The 16,258-nt window shown below is 70.8% G+C and carries 12 protein-coding genes; 7 read left to right on the top strand and 5 right to left on the bottom strand.

Going from position 1 to position 16,258, the window contains the following annotated elements:
* Window positions 1-13: 13 nt before the first annotated feature.
* A complete protein-coding gene (locus IEY87_RS32720; protein WP_225277841.1) occupies window positions 14-829 on the bottom strand; it encodes a collagen-like domain-containing protein in 816 nt (271 codons plus the stop codon).
* A gap of 243 nt (window positions 830-1,072) precedes the next feature.
* Here IEY87_RS32720 and IEY87_RS32715 point away from each other — a divergent pair, with 243 nt between their 5' ends.
* The 3 genes from IEY87_RS32715 (at window position 1,073) to IEY87_RS32705 (ending at window position 5,297) form a co-directional block, all read left to right on the top strand.
* Window positions 1,073-3,088 (top strand): adenylate/guanylate cyclase domain-containing protein, encoded by a 2,016-nt coding sequence (locus IEY87_RS32715; RefSeq protein WP_225277842.1) that lies wholly within the window; start codon window positions 1,073-1,075, stop codon window positions 3,086-3,088.
* 34 nt (window positions 3,089-3,122) lie between these two features.
* Window positions 3,123-3,785 carry a Crp/Fnr family transcriptional regulator gene (locus IEY87_RS32710; protein ID WP_189142682.1) on the top strand — a complete coding sequence of 221 codons (663 nt, stop codon included), beginning with the start codon at window positions 3,123-3,125 and terminating at the stop codon, window positions 3,783-3,785.
* Between the two features lie 69 nt (window positions 3,786-3,854).
* Entirely contained in the window at window positions 3,855-5,297 is a 1,443-nt protein-coding gene (locus IEY87_RS32705; protein WP_189142681.1) for an MFS transporter, read from the top strand.
* A 5-nt stretch (window positions 5,298-5,302) separates the two neighbouring features.
* On the opposite strand, the gene IEY87_RS32700 is transcribed toward IEY87_RS32705, so the two are convergent.
* Window positions 5,303-5,956 carry a TetR/AcrR family transcriptional regulator gene (locus tag IEY87_RS32700; RefSeq protein WP_225277879.1) on the bottom strand — a complete coding sequence of 218 codons (654 nt, stop codon included), beginning with the start codon at window positions 5,954-5,956 and terminating at the stop codon, window positions 5,303-5,305.
* A 71-nt stretch (window positions 5,957-6,027) separates the two neighbouring features.
* Here IEY87_RS32700 and IEY87_RS32695 point away from each other — a divergent pair, with 71 nt between their 5' ends.
* Window positions 6,028-7,446 (top strand): MFS transporter, encoded by a 1,419-nt coding sequence (locus IEY87_RS32695; protein ID WP_225277843.1) that lies wholly within the window; start codon window positions 6,028-6,030, stop codon window positions 7,444-7,446.
* Here IEY87_RS32695 and IEY87_RS32690 read toward each other — a convergent pair.
* A complete protein-coding gene (locus IEY87_RS32690) occupies window positions 7,416-9,287 on the bottom strand; it encodes an ABC transporter ATP-binding protein (protein WP_189142679.1) in 1,872 nt (623 codons plus the stop codon). The genes IEY87_RS32695 and IEY87_RS32690 overlap by 31 nt on opposite strands.
* Before the next feature lie 34 nt (window positions 9,288-9,321).
* A complete protein-coding gene (locus IEY87_RS32685; protein WP_225277844.1) occupies window positions 9,322-11,379 on the bottom strand; it encodes a PhoX family protein in 2,058 nt (685 codons plus the stop codon).
* Window positions 11,380-11,491: 112 nt separating this feature from the next.
* Here IEY87_RS32685 and IEY87_RS32680 point away from each other — a divergent pair, with 112 nt between their 5' ends.
* Window positions 11,492-11,938 carry a sterol carrier family protein gene (locus IEY87_RS32680; RefSeq protein WP_225277845.1) on the top strand — a complete coding sequence of 149 codons (447 nt, stop codon included), beginning with the start codon at window positions 11,492-11,494 and terminating at the stop codon, window positions 11,936-11,938.
* A gap of 83 nt (window positions 11,939-12,021) precedes the next feature.
* Here the strand turns inward: IEY87_RS32680 and IEY87_RS32675 are convergent, their stop codons facing one another.
* Window positions 12,022-12,513, bottom strand: coding sequence for a DUF4190 domain-containing protein (locus IEY87_RS32675; protein WP_189142677.1), 492 nt, complete (start codon window positions 12,511-12,513; stop codon window positions 12,022-12,024).
* Window positions 12,514-13,790: 1,277 nt separating this feature from the next.
* Between IEY87_RS32675 and purF the strand changes: the two genes are divergently transcribed.
* Window positions 13,791-15,227: an amidophosphoribosyltransferase gene (purF, locus tag IEY87_RS32670; RefSeq protein WP_189142676.1), complete on the top strand. Its 1,437-nt coding sequence runs from the start codon at window positions 13,791-13,793 to the stop codon at window positions 15,225-15,227.
* A complete protein-coding gene (purM, locus tag IEY87_RS32665) occupies window positions 15,224-16,249 on the top strand; it encodes a phosphoribosylformylglycinamidine cyclo-ligase (RefSeq protein ID WP_189142675.1) in 1,026 nt (341 codons plus the stop codon). Before purF ends, purM begins: the two co-directional genes overlap by 4 nt.
* Window positions 16,250-16,258 lie beyond the last annotated feature (9 nt).

Genomic DNA, 16,258 nt, shown 5'->3' with positions numbered 1-16,258 from the left:
GGCCCTTGGTCGTTCAGGCCTTCTTCAGGCAGACGACGTAGACGGTGCCGCTGGTGTGGCCCTGTCCCTGGACGCCGACCGACCAGGATGAGCCGCCCGAGGGGGCGCTGGAGATGACCTGGCCGCCATTGCTGACCGAGAAACCGCCGCCGGTCATCATGTCACCCGGGTTGCAGGAGGCCGAGCCGCCATTCTTCGAGAAGTTGCTGCTCTTCGTGTAGGTCGTGTAGGTGGCGCCGCTGCCGTCCTTGCCGTCCTTGCCAGGGTCGCCCTTGGGCCCCGGAACGCCCTGCTTGCCGTCCTGACCCGGCTTTCCGTCCTTGCCCGGCAGACCGTCCTTTCCGTCCGCACCCGGCAGGCCGTTCTTGCCGTCCGCACCCGGCAGGCCGTTCTTGCCGTCCGCGCCGTCCTTGCCGTTGGTGCCGTTCGTGCCGTCCTTGCCAGGGGCGCCGTCCTTGCCGGGGATGCCCTGCTTGCCCTGGATGCCCTGCCTGCCCGACCTGCCCTGCGGGCCGGCGGGTCCGGTGTCACCCTTCGGGCCCTGGGCGCCCTGCTCGCCCCGGGGGCCTGCCGCGAGGTTGGGCGTCGCCTCCTCCCCGCCACCGATGACCATGCGGACCTCAGTCACCTTGCACTTGGTGGTCGTATTGACAATGCGCACATAGCGCGACTTCTTGTGCACGCAGGCGGTCACCGCTTTGCCGGCCGACACCGCCGACGACGCGGTCGACGACGCGGTGGCGACGCCACCGGCGGTGAGGAGCGAGCCGGCCAGCGCCACAGCGGTGGCGAGAGTGAGCACACGCCCACGGCGAACCTTGATAGCCACGGTTGTCCTTCCAGATACAAGTGGTGCTCATGTCGAGCAATGAGGTTGACGCTTCAATCGTTCTGCCGGACGACAAGGTTCACATAACGTGTTCATCACGACACATATCGTGACTTAAGCGGCTGACGCTACTTGACATAGTCAGGAATTTCCCTGTCCGTAAAAAGCCGCATTGGCAGGCGCGGTAGTCGGTGGATAATCAGGGCGTTCGCATGCCAAGCGCGTCGAAGGCGGAGAATCACCTTGTCCACTCCCAGCCCGTACCTGCCCCCTGCCACGCAACCGGTGCGCGGGGTCGTGTGGGCCATCCATCTGGGACTGCCCCTGCTCGGGCTATGGCTGCTGCTGGCCCAGCCGCAGCTGAACATCATGTGGGAGCACAACTCCAGCCACTTCTGGATGATCATCCTGGTGGCCGGGCTGAACGTGGCGCTCGGCACGCTGATCAGCGAGGCGTCGCGCAGGAGGCAGGACGCCAGGCTGTTCCTGGTGTCGATGGTCTTCCTGAGCAGCGCCGGGTTCTTCTTCCTGCACGGGCTCGCCACGCCGAAGGTCATCCTGCCCACCGGCTCGCTCGGGTTCGACATCGGGCAGCAGGTGGGGCTGACGATCGCGTCGATGTTCGCGTTCGCCTCCGCGTTCCCACTGGGTGAGAAGGCCGCGCAGGCGGTGCTGCGCTCGCAGCATCTGGTGCGCGGCGTGCTGGTCGGGTTCATGATCCTTTGGGGCGTCGCGTCGCTGATCCCCGATCTGACCCCGCTCAGCCGGCCGCCGCTGCTCGCGCCCGTCGACTGGCTGGTGGTCGCGTCGCTGCCCGGCCTGGCGCTCTACCTGGCGGCCAGCGTGATGATGTTCCTGCTGCACAAGCGGGGGCCGTCGGCCATGCTGATCAGCCTCATCACCGCCTACGCGCTGCTGGCCGAGTCCATGGTCGCCGGGATGTCCCAGCTCAACTGGCACCTGTCGTGGTGGGAGTGGCACATCCTGCTGACGTTCGCGTTCGTCTTCGTCGCCTACAGCGCCTACCTGCAGTTCAGGCGGGAGGGGTCGAGCGCGGGGCTGTTCGACTCGGTGGCGCTGTCGGCGACCGTGCGGCGCATCCAGCGCGACTACGACGCGGCCCTGGAGGAGATGGTCGAGCACGTGCGGCGGGGCGAGCCGCTGGCCGCGACCCGGATGTCGGGCAAGTTCCGGCTGAACGAGGGGCAGGCCGCGGTGCTCGACCGGGCCGGCCGGGCGCTGGCGGAGGAGCGGGAGCTGTCCGAACGGCTGGCCGCGCTGGTCGAGGTGAGCGCCCAGACCCGGATCGGCCTGCCGGAGACCGAGCTGCTGGCGACCGCGCTGGAGAGCGTCCGGCAGGCGTACGGCGACGTACGGATCGGCCTGGTCTCGGAGGGCAAGGCGCAGATCGGCTCACGTGAGTACGAGTTCACCGGAACCACGCCCATCAGGCGCGACAACCTGGTCGCCTACCCGCTGACCGTCAAGAGCCACCTGGCCGGGGTCCTGGAGGTGCCGCTCGGGCGCACCGGTCAGGACGAGGCCCTGGCCGCCACCCTGGCCGGCCAGCTGTCCATCTCGCTGGAGAACGCCCGCCTCTACCAGGAGCTCGACACGCTCTTCCGGCAGTACATGTCGCCCGACGTGGCCCAGGCCCTGCTGGCCGACCCCACGCAGGCGGCGCTCGGCGGCCAGCTCAAGGAGCTGACCGCGCTCTTCGCCGACCTCAAGGGCTTCACCACGTTCTCCGAGCGGGTCACGCCGGGCGAGATCGTGGAGATGCTCAACCGCTACCACACGGCCGCGGTGCCCTGCATTCTCGACAACGGCGGCACGATCGTGCAGTTCGTCGGAGACGCCCTGCTGGCCCTGTTCAACGCCCCCGCCACCCAGGGCGACCACGCCGCGGCGGCGTGCCGGGCGGCGCTGGCGATGCAGCAGGCGGCCGCCGAGGTGGCGGAGGAGGCCGCCTGGACGCAGGGGGACGTCGAGTGGCCGACGTTCCGGGTCGGGGTCAACACCGGGCCGGCGCTGGTGGGCAACATCGGCAGCCCCCGGCTGCGCGGGTTCAACGCGATGGGCGACTGCGTGAACGTGGCCGCCAGGTTGCAGAGCCTGGCCGAGCCCGGCACCGTGGTGATCGGCGCGACCACGCACAAGCAGCTCGGCGGCCGTGCGACGGTGCAGCCGCTGGGGAAGCTCAGCCTCAAGGGCAAGGAAGAGCCCGTGGAGGCGTACGTTCTGACGGCAATGACATAGAAAGGTCGCGGGTCGTACGGACATAATCAGGCACATGAAGCCAGAGCCCGGCGAGTTCCTAGCCATGCTGACGCCCGAAGACATCGAGGTCGTGTGTGCCGCCGGCCGGCCCCGGCGGTGGGATCGCGGGACGACGGTGATGTCCGAGGGTGACACCTCCGACTGGGTGCTCGTGCTGACCGAGGGCCGGGTGAAGGTCTCCTCCCACACCAGCAGCGGCACCGAGGTGGTGCTGGCGGTGCGTGGCCCTGGCGCGCTGCTCGGGGAGATGTCGGCCATCGACGGCTCGCCGCGCTCGGCGACCGTGACCTCGCTCGAACCCATCGCGGGCATCGCCATCCGGGACTTCACCGGCTTTCTGCAGGAGCACGGGCGGATCGCCGTCCTGCTCATGCAGCTTGTCACCGGGCGGCTGCGCGACGCCGACAGGAAGCGCATCGAGTACGGCGCGTTCGACACCACGGGACGGGTGGCGACCCGGCTGCTGGAGCTGGCCGAGCGCTACGGCGAGAAGACGAACGGCGGGGTCCGGGTGGCGCTGCCGCTGTCGCAGGACGAGCTCGCCGGGTGGACCGGCGCGTCCCGGGAGGCCGTCAGCAAGGCGCTGCGCACGCTGCGCGACCGGGGGCTGATCGAGACCGGCAGGCGGCGCGTGGTGGTGCACGACATGGAAGGACTGCGCAAACGGGCACGCTGACCTGAACCGACTGCGCAAACGCGCAAGCTACCTAAAATCGTACGTACGCCGTACGTCATAGTAAGGGGCATGGTCGCGACCACCTCCGATGATGCCGCCCGCCTGCGCTACGCCTGGCGGGTGTGCTCGGTCACCAGTCTGGGACTCGTTCTCATCGGCATCGCGGGCAGCACCCTCAACGTGGCCCTGCCCACAATCGTGCGGCACTTCCACGCCACGCCGTTCCAGTCGGGGTGGATCCTGCTGGCGTTCCTGCTGGTCAACACGGCGAGCCTGGTGTTCTTCGGGCGGGTGGCCGACCTGCTGGGCAGGCGTGAGGTCTATCTGACCGGGTTCGCGCTGTTCACCGTGGCCTCGCTGCTCGCCGGGCTGTCGCCGGACGTGTGGTTCCTGATCGTGATGCGGATGCTTCAGGCGGTCGGCGCGGCGATGATCCTGGCCAACGGCACGGTGATCATCACCGAGGCGTTCCCGCCCGACCGGCTCAGCCAGGGCATGGGCGTCTACATGGGCACCCTGTCGGTGGCGCAGCTCGCCGGCCCCACCCTGGGCGGGCTGATCGCCGCGACCGCGGGCTGGCAGTGGATCTTCTGGGTGAACGTGCCCGCCGGGCTGGTCGCGCTCATCTGGGGCGCGCTCATCCTGCGCAAGGTGCCGAAGGGACCGAGACGTCCCGTCGACGGGATGGGCAACGCGCTGGTGTTCACCGCGCTGACGGCCATCATCCTGGCCCTGTCCGAAGCCGGCTCCAACGGGCCGACAAGTCCCGTCGCGGTGATCGGGGCCGCCCTGTTCGTGATCCTGGTGCCGCTGATCGTGCTGGTGGAGCGGCGGGCCGCCAACCCGGTGCTGGACCTGCGGCTGTTCGGCGGGCGGATGCTGGCGTGCGCGAACCTGGCCTCCTTCTGCAACGCCGTCGCCCGCTCGGCGCTGATCCTGGTGGTGGCGCTGTACTTCCAGGCGGCCAGGGGCGTGGATCCGTTCACCGCCGGGCTGAGCGTGCTGCCGGTGCCGGTGGGCATGGCGCTGTCCTCCCCCGTCGTCGGCCTGCTCGGGCGCCGCGTCTCGCCGTACCTGCTGTCCATCGGCGGCGCGCTGATGAGCGCGGCCGGGCTCGGCGCGCTCCTGCTCACGGCCGACCCCGGCGTGCCGTACTGGGTCATCGGGATCGGCCTGTTCGTCGCCGGCTGCGGCAGCGGCACCTTCCTCACCGGCAACACCACCCAGGTCATGGGGGCGCTGCCGAGCGGCAGCCTCGGCGTGGTCAACGGCTTCCGCCTCATGGTGATCAACGTCGGCATCGTGCTCGGCGTCGGCCTGTCGCTCAGCGTGCTGAGCAGCGCGGTGAGCCCGGAGGTGCGGGCCCAGGTGTACGCGGGCACCCTGTCGACGCTGTCACCGGTGGCGGTGGGGCAGCTCATGCAGGGCTTCGAGCGCACCTACGCGGTCCTGTTCGCGGTCGTCCTGACCGGCGCCCTCCTCGCCGGCCTGGCCCGCTCCCCCCGCCGCTGAGCGTGCTACGAGCGGCGGGCGGCGAGGGATTCGATGCCGGCGAGGATGAGGTCGACGCCGAAGGAGTCGTAGAGGCCCGGCGGGAGGTTGACCATGGAGTCCGCCATTCTGACCAGGTGGGGGTAGGTGTCGGCGGGGAGTGACTCCAGGGACAGGCGCTTGACCCGGACGATCTCGGCGATCTCCTCGTCGGTGTGGCCGGAGCGGAAGTGCACGGGGGCGTCGGCGATGGCGATCGCGCTCTGCAGCAGGTATTTGGAGATGAGGCAGGACTCCCCGTCGGCGAACCCGGCCGCGCGGGTCAGCCCCAGGGCCTCGTTCCAGACGGCCAGGTAGCTCGGCACGTCCTCCTTGTCGATCTGCTCCAGCACGGTGCGGGCGCACGGGTGAGCGCGCAGGACGTGGATGAGCCCTTCGATCAGCTCGCGCAGCCGCAGCCGCCAGGGCCGATCGTCGGCGGGCTTGGGCGCGAAGTTCGCCACAAGGTGATCGGCCATGCCGATCAGGAGCTGTTCCTTGTTCTTGAAGTGCCAGTAGAGGGCCATCGGGGTGACGCCGAGGTCGGTGGCCAGCCGCCTGATGGTCACGGCGTCGATGCCTTCGGTGTCGCCGATCTGGATCGCCCGTTCGACGATCGACGCGGCGCTCAGTTTTCCCATCACGGTTGACAACTATACGCCGTACAAGTTCAACTATACGACGTACAAGTACGACGTATAGGGGGACTGTCGTGGACCGCAAATGGTGGGCGCTGATCGCGATGACGCTCGGCGCCTTCATGACCGCGCTGGACAACAACGTGGGCAATGTCGCCTTACCGACCATCCAGCGGGAGCTGGGGCTGACGATCTCCGGCCTGGAGTGGATCGTGAGCGGCTACATCCTGGTGTTCGCCGGGCTGATGCTCGTCGGCGGCAGACTCGCCGACCTGTACGGAGCCAGGCGGGTGTTCGTCACCGGCCTGATCATCTTCACCCTCGCCTCGCTCGGCGCCGGGCTCGCCACCAGCGGCGGGACGCTGATCGCCGCCCGCGCGGCGCAGGGCGTCGGCGCGGCGCTGCTCACCCCGACCTCGCTGGCCCTGCTCTCCCAGATCTTCCCCGACCCGGCCGAGCGCGGCAGGGCCGTCGGCATCTGGAGCGTGGCCGGCGCGCTGTCCATGGCGCTCGGCCCCGTCACCGGCGGGTTCATCAGCCAGAACCTGCACTGGGGCTGGATCTATCTGATCAACGTGCCCATCGGAGCGGTGACCCTCGGGCTCGCGCTGTGGGCGGTACGGCCCGCTTTCACCCGGGTACGGCACCGCCTGGACCTGCCGGGCCTGACCACCTCCGCCCTCGCGCTGTTCGCCCTGACCTACGCGCTCATCGAGGGCGAGGCCGCCGGCTGGACCTCGCCGGAAATCCTGGCCGCCGTCGCCGTCACGCTGCTGTCCGCGACCGCGTTCGTGCTGGTCGAGAGGAGATCCGCGGAGCCGATGATCGACCTGTCGCTCTTCCGGGCCAGGCAGTTCACCGGTGGCGCCATCACCAGCGGCATCTGGTCGTTCGGGGTGTTCGGCATCTACTTCTTCAGCGCGCTCTGGCTGCAGAACGTGCTCGGCTTCAGCCCCACCGAGGCCGGGGCCGCGTTCGTGCCGATGGCGTTGATCATGGCGGTGGTGGCGGTGCTGTCCCAGCGGATCAGCGCGCTGCTCGGCATCGGGCGGACGGTGGCGCTCGGGATGGCGCTCATGGGGGCCGCCATCCTGATGCTCGCCGGGGTCGGCGCGGACGCCGGCTACTCCGACGTGCTCCCCTGGTTCATGCTGTACGGCCTCGGCGGCGGCCTGATGGTGCCCCTGACCGCCGCCGTGCTCAGCGGGATGCCGGCGGGACGGTCAGGGGTGGCCTCCGGGGTGCTGAACGTCTCCAGGGAGGTGTTCGGGCTGCTCGGCATCACCGTCCTGGGCGCGCTGCTGACCGCCAGGCAGGCGGCGAGCGACGGGCCGCCGCTGACCGCCTTCCTGGAGGGTTACCAGTTCACCCTGGTGATCGCGGCCGTGGTCGTGCTGGCAGGCATCCCGGTCGCCCTCTCCACGCTGCGCGAGAGCCGTACCCCGAAGAAGGAGGAGCGGCCTCAGACCGTGATGGCCGGGTCGGCGAACTGAGTGCGGTAGAGCTCCTCGTAGCGCCCGCCCTCGGCGAGCAGTTCGGCGTGCGTGCCGCGCTCCACGATCCGCCCGTCCTCGATGACCAGGATGACGTCGGCGGCGCGGATCGTGGAGAGCCGGTGCGCGATCACCACGGCGGTCCGCCCGTCCAGCGCCTCGGCCAGCGCCTCCTGTACGGCGGCCTCCGAGGTGGAGTCGAGCGCCGCGGTGGCCTCGTCCAGGATCACCACCCGAGGGCCGGCCAGCAGCAGCCGGGCGATCGTCAGCCGCTGGCGCTCGCCGCCGGACAGCCGGTAGCCGCGCTCGCCCACCACCGTGTCCAGCCCGTCGGGCAGCGACTCGATCAGGGCGGCGAGCCGGGACCTGCGCAGCGCGTCCCACAGCTCCTCCTCGCTCGCCTCCGGGCGGGCGAACAGCAGGTTGCCCCTGATCGAGTCGTGGAACAGGTGGCCGTCCTGGGTGACCATGCCGAGCGCCTCGCGGATGGAGTCGGCGGTCAGGTCCCGTACGTCCACGCCGCCGATCCGGACCGCGCCCGCGTCCACGTCGTACAGCCTCGGCAGGAGCTGCGCGATCGTCGACTTGCCCGCGCCGGAGGAGCCCACCAGAGCCACCATCTGGCCCGGCTCGGCCGTGAAGGAGACCCCGTGCAGCACATCGACCCCACCGCGGGTGTCCAGCGCGGCCACCTCCTCCAGCGAGGCGAGCGACACCTTGTCGGCCGAGGGGTAGGCGAAGCGCACGTCGTCGAACTCCACGCCGACCGGCCCGGCGGGCACCTCGCCCGCGCCCGGCCGGTCCTTGATGAGCGGCTCCAGGTCGAGCACCTCGAAGACCCGCTCGAAGCTCACCAGCGCGCTCATCACGTCCACCCGGGCGCTGGCCAGCGCGGTCAGCGGCGAGTAGAGGCGGGTGATCAGCAGCGCCAGCGCCACCACCGAGCCCGCGTCGAGCTGCTCGCGCAGCGCGTAGAAGCCGCCCAGGCCGTAGACGAGCGCCAGGGCCAGCGCCGACACCAGGGTGAGCGCGGTGACGAAGACCGACTGGGTGAAGGCCGTGCGCACCCCGATGTCCCGCACCCGCCTCGCCCTCGCGGCGAAGTCGGCCGACTCCATGGCCGGCCTGCCGAACAGCTTCACCAGCGTCGCGCCCGGCGCCGAGAACCGCTCGGTCATCTGGGTGGCCATGGTCGCGTTGTGGTCGGCCGCCTCGCGCCTGAGCCGGGCGATCCTGACGCCCATCCGGCGGGCCGGCAGCACGAACACCGGCAGCAGCAGCAACGCCAGCAGGGTGATCTGCCAGGAGATGCCCACCATCACGGTGAGCGCCAGCAGCAGGGTCACCACGTTGCCCGCCACGCTGGACAGCGTGTCGGTGAACGCCCGCTGCGCGCCGATCACGTCGTTGTTGAGCCGGCTGACCAGCGCGCCGGTACGCGTCCGGGTGAAGAACGCCACCGGCATCCGCTGCACATGGTCGAACACGGCGATGCGCAGGTCCAGGATCAGCCCCTCGCCCAGCCCGGCCGACAGCCACCGGGTCAGCAGGCCGAGCCCGGCCTCGGCCACCGCCAGCCCCGCGATCAGGGCGGCCAGGCCCACCACCACGCCGAGCGGCGCGCTCTGCCCGATCGCGTCCAGCACCCGGCCGGCCAGCACCGGCGGAGCCACCGCCAGCGCCGCCATCACCACGCTCAGCGCCAGGAAGACCGCGATCCTGCGGCGGTGCGGTCTGGCGAACCCCCAGACGCGGCGGAGCGTCGCCTTCGACACCTGGCGACGCTCCGGGCGGTTGTTCAGCGAATACAGCTGGTTCCACGCGGTCACTTCCATGCTCATGGCATGGAGAATAGAACCTCAAGTAAACTAGAGGTCAACTGCCGATCTTCTTGCCCTTGTCGTGCCACACCACCGCGACGGCCGGACGCGGCTGGTCACCGTCGGGCCAGCGGCTGGCCGGCTGGTCCGGGCTCGCCCCGTCCACCTCGCCCGGGTGCTGCACCGCCACGAACACGCTGCGCTGGTCCTCGGTGACCATCGGGCCGCAGGTCTCCGCCCCGATCGGGACCGTCAGGAACTGCCGCACATGGCCCCGCTCCCGGCCGCGCACCGGCATCACGAACAGGCCGTCATGCCCGCCGAGCCGGCTGCCGTCGGTGGAGATCCACAGGTTGCCGTCCCGGTCGAAGGCCAGGTTGTCCGGGCAGGAGATCGGCGACACCTTGGACTTGTCGTAGCCCGCGAAGTACGTCGAGGCGTCGTTCGGGTCACCGCAGACCAGCGGGATGGACCAGGCGAACGTCGTGGCCGCCGCGTCGTCACGCCGCTCCACGATCTCCAGGACGTGACCGTGCTTGCTCTGCGCGATCGGGTTGGCCTCGTCCGTCTGGGCTGCGGCGCGGTTGCTGTTGTTGGTCAGCGCGACGTAGACGGCGCCGGTCACCGGGTTGCGCTCCACGTCCTCCGGGCGGTCCATCTTGGTGGCGGTCACCTTGTCGGCGGCGACCCGGGTGTAGACCAGCACCTCGACGGCCGTCATGCCCGCCACGTGCGACTTGTCACCGGTGACCAGCGGGATCCACTCGCCGGAGCCGTCGAACTCGCCGTCCGTGGGCAGCTTGCCGGAGCCGTCGATCTCCGCCGCCGGGCTGTCGCCGGTGAACTTGGCCACGTACAGCGTGCCCTCGTCCAGCAGGGTGCGGTTGTGGCGGTCGTTGCCGCGGCGGTAGCGCTCCTTCGAGACGAACTTGTAGACGTACTCGAAGCGGGAGTCGTCGCCCATGTAGACCACCAGGCGGCCGTCGCGGGCCAGCGACGTGGTGGCGGCCTCGTGCGCGAACCGGCCCAGCGCGGTCCGCTTGATCGGCGTCGCGTCCGGGTCGAACGGGTCGATCTCCACGATCCACCCGAACCGGTTGACCTCGTTCGGGTGCTTGGCCAGGTCGAAGCGCTCCTCGATCCGGTCGAAGCGACGGCCGGAGACGCCCGACGGGATCGCGTACCGGGCGATGTACGGCGCCTGCTCCGCGGGCACCTTGTCGCCGTTGACGAAGTATTGGTTGAAGTTCTCCTCCGCGGTCAGCACCGTGTCCCATGGGGTGGTGCCGCCGGCGCAGTTGTTGAGCATGCCCAGCGGCTTGACGCCACGGGGGTCGGCCGCCGTCTTGAGCAGGTCGCTGCCGGCCGCCGGGCCGGTGAACCGCATCGGCGTCTGCGCGGTGACGCGCCGGTTGTAGCGGCGGCGGCCCTTGGTGACCAGCTTCCACTGGCCCGTGGTGCGCGCCCGCTCCACCTCGACGACCGCGCCGCCGTGCGCGGCCATCGCGATCTTGATCTGCTCCTCCGTGGCGGCGTCCCCGGTCGTGTACCCGCGGAACATCAGGGCCTCGTCGGTGTACTCGTGGTTCACCCAGAGCAGGCCCCGGTCGCGGCCCAGCGGGAAGAGGGTGACGAAGTCGCAGTTGTAGCCGAACTGCTTGGCCTGGGCCTCGGCGCTCTGGTCGTCGAAGTCGAACGCCGGCGCGTCCGGCAGCACCGGGTCACCCCAGCGCACCACCACGGACGAGCGGTAGCCACGGGGCACCCGGAGCGCGTCGTCGGTGTTGGGCGGGACGGGCTCGAAGGAGATGCCGCCACCCGGACCGCCCTGGCCGCCGTGCTTCGCGGCGGGCTCGGCCGGATCGGCGAACGCCGGCGCGGCACCCACGACCCCGACCCCCGCCACCAGCGCGCCGAGCGCGCCCGCGCGCAGCGCGCCCCGCCGTGACAGCGCCTGCTCGGCCACGTCACCGAAGTAGGGGTTGCCGCTGGTGTTGGCGACATCGTGCGCGCAGGCGTTGCCGCAGCGGAACTGACAGGTCATCGCGGAACGGCCACCCTTGTGCGGGGTGGAAAGCAGCGGCAGCAGCCGGCGCGGCGACAGATTCGCCACAGGTCCTCCAAGATAGTGCGGTCTTCGGCCGGGACACTACGGTCGCTGCGATAACCGCAGGTGAACGGCACCCTCCGGCACGATGAACGCTTCCGGGGAGCACAATGGGCCGGTGCCACCACGCAAACTGGACCCGGAAAAGGTCAGAGCCGCCCTCGACGCCCAACTCGTCGCGCTCGACGAGCCGCCCTACGACGGCCCCGCGACCGCGCTGGCCGACGCGCTCGTGGCGGCCGTCCTCGCCGCCTACGACCGTGGCCTGCGGCCCGAACGCGACGCCGCCCGCCAGGCCGTGCGGCACCTGCTCGACCGGCTCACCGCCGTCGCGCCCGGCCGGACCGTGGAGGTGCGCATTCCGCCGTACGCCGCCGTACAGGCCATCGCCGGGCCCCGGCACACCCGGGGCACGCCGCCCAACGTGGTGGAGACCGACGCCCGCACGTGGATCGAGCTGGCGGTCGGGCGGGTCACCTGGGCCGAGGCGATGGCGCGAGGCGCCGTCTCAGCCAGCGGCGCCCGCGCCGACCTCTCCGACCACCTACCCCTGCCACCCGTCTAGCCGGCCGCGCCAGGCCGGCGGACCACCTGTTCCTGCTACCCGTCTAGCCGGTCGCGCCAGGCCGGCGGACCACCTGTTCCTGCTCAGCCGGTGGCGAGCCAGGGGATGCGCTGTTCCAGGCAGCGCTCGGCGAGCCCGTTGGGGAGTTGGCCGCACTCCTGGACCACGCTGTAGAACCACAGGGCCAGGGCGGCGAAGATGATGAGGGCGAGCACGCTGAACGCGATCCCGGTGATCGCCCGGCCCTTGCCCGTCTGCCTGGCGATCGCCACGATGCCGAACACGATCGACAGGATCGCGGTGAGCAGGCCGATGAAGCAGACGAAGACCAGGAATGGACTGGCCACCCCCAGCACCAGCGACGCCGTGGCCAGCCCGTTGCCCGGCTGGCCGGGCGGTCGCCAGTCGGGCGGATACTGGGACGGTCCCGCCGATCCGGGCGGCGGCGGGTAGGCGGCCCCTCCGCCGGGAGCGCCGTAGACAGGGCCGGCTCCCGGCGGTCCGCCGTACGGGCTGGACGGCGAGGTCCCCGGCACCGCGGGCTCCTGCGCCTGCCCGTACGAACCGGCGGGCACGCCGCCTTCCTGCGACTCCCGTCCGTACGCACCCGGCCGCGCGGCGCCAGGCTCCCGTCCGTACGGGCCGGCGGGCGCGGCACCAGGCTCCTGCCCAGCCGGCCCCGAAGGCGCGGGCTCCTGTCCGTACGGACCCGAAGGTGTGGTCCCTGGGGCCTGCCCGTACGGACCCGAGGGTGTGGCACCAGGGGTCTGCCCGTACGGACCCGAAGGTGTGGCGCCGCCCTCCTGTGGCGGGTCGAAGCGAGACGGGGGCCGTGCGACTTCGGGGCCTGGCTCTTCACCTGTGTCGGTCTCTTCCCAGCCGGGGTAGGGCGGGGTGCTGCCGGGCGGGCGGGGCTGGGGTCCGCTGGGGCGGTCGCGGGTGTCGAAGCGCACCGTACGCTCGGCGTCCGTCTCGTCAGAGACCTGGGTGGGCTCGGGGACCTCGGGTGAGGAAGGCAGATCGGGATGCCGCGGCTCGCCGGGACCACCGCCAGGCTCCGGCCCAGGGCCACCCGGCTCAGGACCAGGGCCGCCCGGACCAGGCTCAGGCCCCGGTCCAGGGCCGCCCGGACCGGGCTCCGGCTCAGGTCCTGGGCGGCCCGGCTCGGGCACCGGTCCTGGGTCAGGCACGGGGTTCGGGTCTGGGTAGGGAACTGGGCCCGGGCCAGGCTTGGGGACGGGTGGGCGGTCGGTGGGTGGCCGGTCGGTGGGTGGGACGACCGGTGGGGCGGGCGTGATGGGTTCTTCGCCTGGCTCCTCCTCGGGAACACGTCCCTCGGTATAGCGACGCGCCGCCGTATCCGACTCGCGGGCGGGTGGCTCCTCCGGCGCGCCCTCGGACCACCAGGGAACCTCCTCGGGCGGCTGGGAGGCCGGCTCACGGCTGGGTTCGTCCGGGTCTGGACGGTCCTCGCGCCCGCGAGGCTGGTTCGGGTCCCCAGGTGTGGTCACGTCCGCGTCTCCCGATGGGTTGAATGCCGGATACTTCACCTTTTCGCGGAAGCCGCCATCGAAACCCTTCGACACGGTAAGACCCTGGTCAATCTTGGCTCACTTTGTGCTAAATCTGCAGGCCAGAGGCAAGATGAGGACATCCCGTACGCGTCGGGGGATGGTTGATTCGGGGCTCCGCGAAGAACCCCGTACAAGCGAAAGCGAACCCCCCACAGACGAGACGTACACCTGAAAACGGAACCAGAGGCGAGATCACACGCAAGGCCCTGAACGCCCGATCTGGCCTGATCTTGGCCCTGGTGTGCGAGCACGAGAGCCGCCGACCTAGACTGAAGTACGTGCTGAAGGGCGACGGCCGACTCGGTCATGACCTGGACCCCGATGACCGCGCACCGAAGGACGCATGTGGCGTCTTCGGCGTATGGGCGCCAGGCGAGGAAGTTTCCAAACTCACCTACTACGGGCTGTACGCGTTGCAACACCGCGGCCAGGAGTCCGCGGGCATCGCAGTCAGCGAGGGCAGCCGCATCCTCGTTTACAAGGACATGGGCCTGGTGGCCCAGGTCTTCGACGAGTCGGTGCTCGGCACCCTGCGCGGCCACCTGGCCGTCGGGCACTGCCGCTACTCCACCACCGGCTCCAGCGTGTGGGAGAACGCTCAGCCGACGCTGAGCTCCACCGACGTCGGCGGGCTGGCGCTCGCCCACAACGGCAACCTGATCAACACTCCGGAGCTGGCCCAGCGCCTGGCCCCGGGCGCCACCAGGGCGACCACCGACACCGAGGTGCTCACCGCACTGCTGGCCCAGGACCGCACCCGCTCCATCGAGGACTCCGCCGCCGAGCTGCTGCCGCAGGTCAAGGGCGCCTACACCCTGGTGTTCATGGACGAGAAGACGCTCTACGCCGCGCGTGACCCGCAGGGCATCCGCCCGCTGGTCCTGGGCCGGCTGGAGCGAGGCTGGGTCGTCGCCTCCGAGACGGCGGCGCTCGACATCGTGGGCGCCACCTTCACCCGCGAGGTCGAGCCCGGCGAGATGCTCACGATCGACGAGCGCGGCGTGCGCTCGCGCAGGTTCGCGCTCGCCGAGCCCAAGGGCTGCCTGTTCGAGTACGTCTACCTGGCGCGCCCCGACACCACCATCGCCGGGCGCGGCGTCCAGGTCACCCGGGTCGAGGTGGGCAAGGTCCTGGCCCGCGAGCACCCCGTCGAGGCCGACCTGGTCATCCCGACACCGGAGTCCGGCACCCCCGCCGCCGTGGGCTACGCCCAGGAGAGCGGGATCCCCTACGGCCAGGGCCTGGTGAAGAACTCCTACGTGGGCCGCACGTTCATCCAGCCCTCGCAGACCATCCGCCAGCTCGGCATCCGGCTCAAGCTCAACCCGCTGCGCGAGGTCGTCGAGGGCAAGCGGCTGGTCGTTGTCGACGACTCGATCGTGCGCGGCAACACCCAGCGCGCCATCGTCAAGATGCTGCGCGAGGCGGGCGCGCGCGAGGTGCACGTACGCATCTCCTCGCCGCCCGTGTCGTGGCCGTGCTTCTACGGCATCGACTTCGCCACCAGGGCCGAGCTGATCGCGGGCTCGCTCTCGGTCGAGGAGATCCGCGCCTCGCTGGGCGCCGACAGCCTCGGCTACATCTCGCTCGAAGGGCTCACCGAGGCCACCACCATCCCCGCGGATCGGCTCTGCCGGGCCTGCTTCGACGGCTCGTACCCCATCCCGATCGACCAGGACAACGTCGGCAAGTTCGTGTTGGAGAGCAAGGCGTGAGCACTTACGAGGCCGCCGGGGTGGACATCGAGGCGGGTGAGCGTGCCGTCGCGTTGATGAAGGACAAGGTGGCCCGCTCACGCAGGCCCGAGGTGGTCGACGACGACAGCGGCTTCGCCGGGCTGTTCGACGCCTCGGCGCTGCTGCGTTACCGGCGGCCCCTGCTGGCCACCTCCACCGACGGTGTCGGCACGAAGGTGATGCTGGCGCAGCGGTGGGGCAAGCACGACACGATCGGCATCGACCTGGTCGGGATGGTTCTGGACGACCTCGTGGTGTGCGGGGCCGAGCCGCTGTTCATGACCGACTACATCGCCTGCGGCAAGGTCGTGCCGGAGCGGATCGCCGAGATCGTCGGCGGGGTGGCCGAGGGCTGCCGCCTGGCGGGCGCGGCCCTGGTGGGCGGCGAGACCGCCGAGCACCCGGGCGCGATGGGCGCCGACGAGTACGACCTCGCGGGCGCCGGCACGGGGGTCGTGGAGGCTGATCGGATGCTGGGCCCCTCCCGGGTGCGGGAGGGTGACGTGGTGCTGGGCCTGGCCTCGTCCGGCGTCCACTCCAACGGCTACTCCCTGGTCCGCCACGTGATCAAGAACGCCTCGCTCGATCTCGACACGGTGCTGCCGGAGCTGGGGCGGCCACTGGCCGAGGAGCTGCTGGAGCCGACCCGCATCTACTCACTCGACTGCCTGGAGCTGGCCCGCTCGGTCGACGTGCACGCCTACGCGCACATCACCGGCGGCGGCGTGGAGAGCAACCTGTCCCGCTCCCTGCCGGGCCACCTCGGCGCGGTGCTCGACCGCTCGTCGTGGACCCCGCCCGCCATCTTCGAGGTGCTGGCCGGTCACGGCCGGATCGAGCAGAGGGACCTGGACCGCACCTTCAACTTGGGCGTCGGCATGGCCGCGATCGTCGCACCCGAGGTCGCCGACGAGTCGATCCGGCTGCTGACCGACCGGGGCCTGCCCGCGTGGGTCCTGGGCGAGATCGTCACAGGCGCCGGCGAAGCGGTGTACGGCTAGGACACGACG

The organism is Nonomuraea glycinis (assembly GCF_014646515.1).
Taxonomy (GTDB): domain Bacteria; phylum Actinomycetota; class Actinomycetes; order Streptosporangiales; family Streptosporangiaceae; genus Nonomuraea; species Nonomuraea glycinis.
The sequence above is the reverse complement of the archived record's forward strand: the minus strand, read 5'-3'. Positions and strand labels throughout refer to the sequence as shown.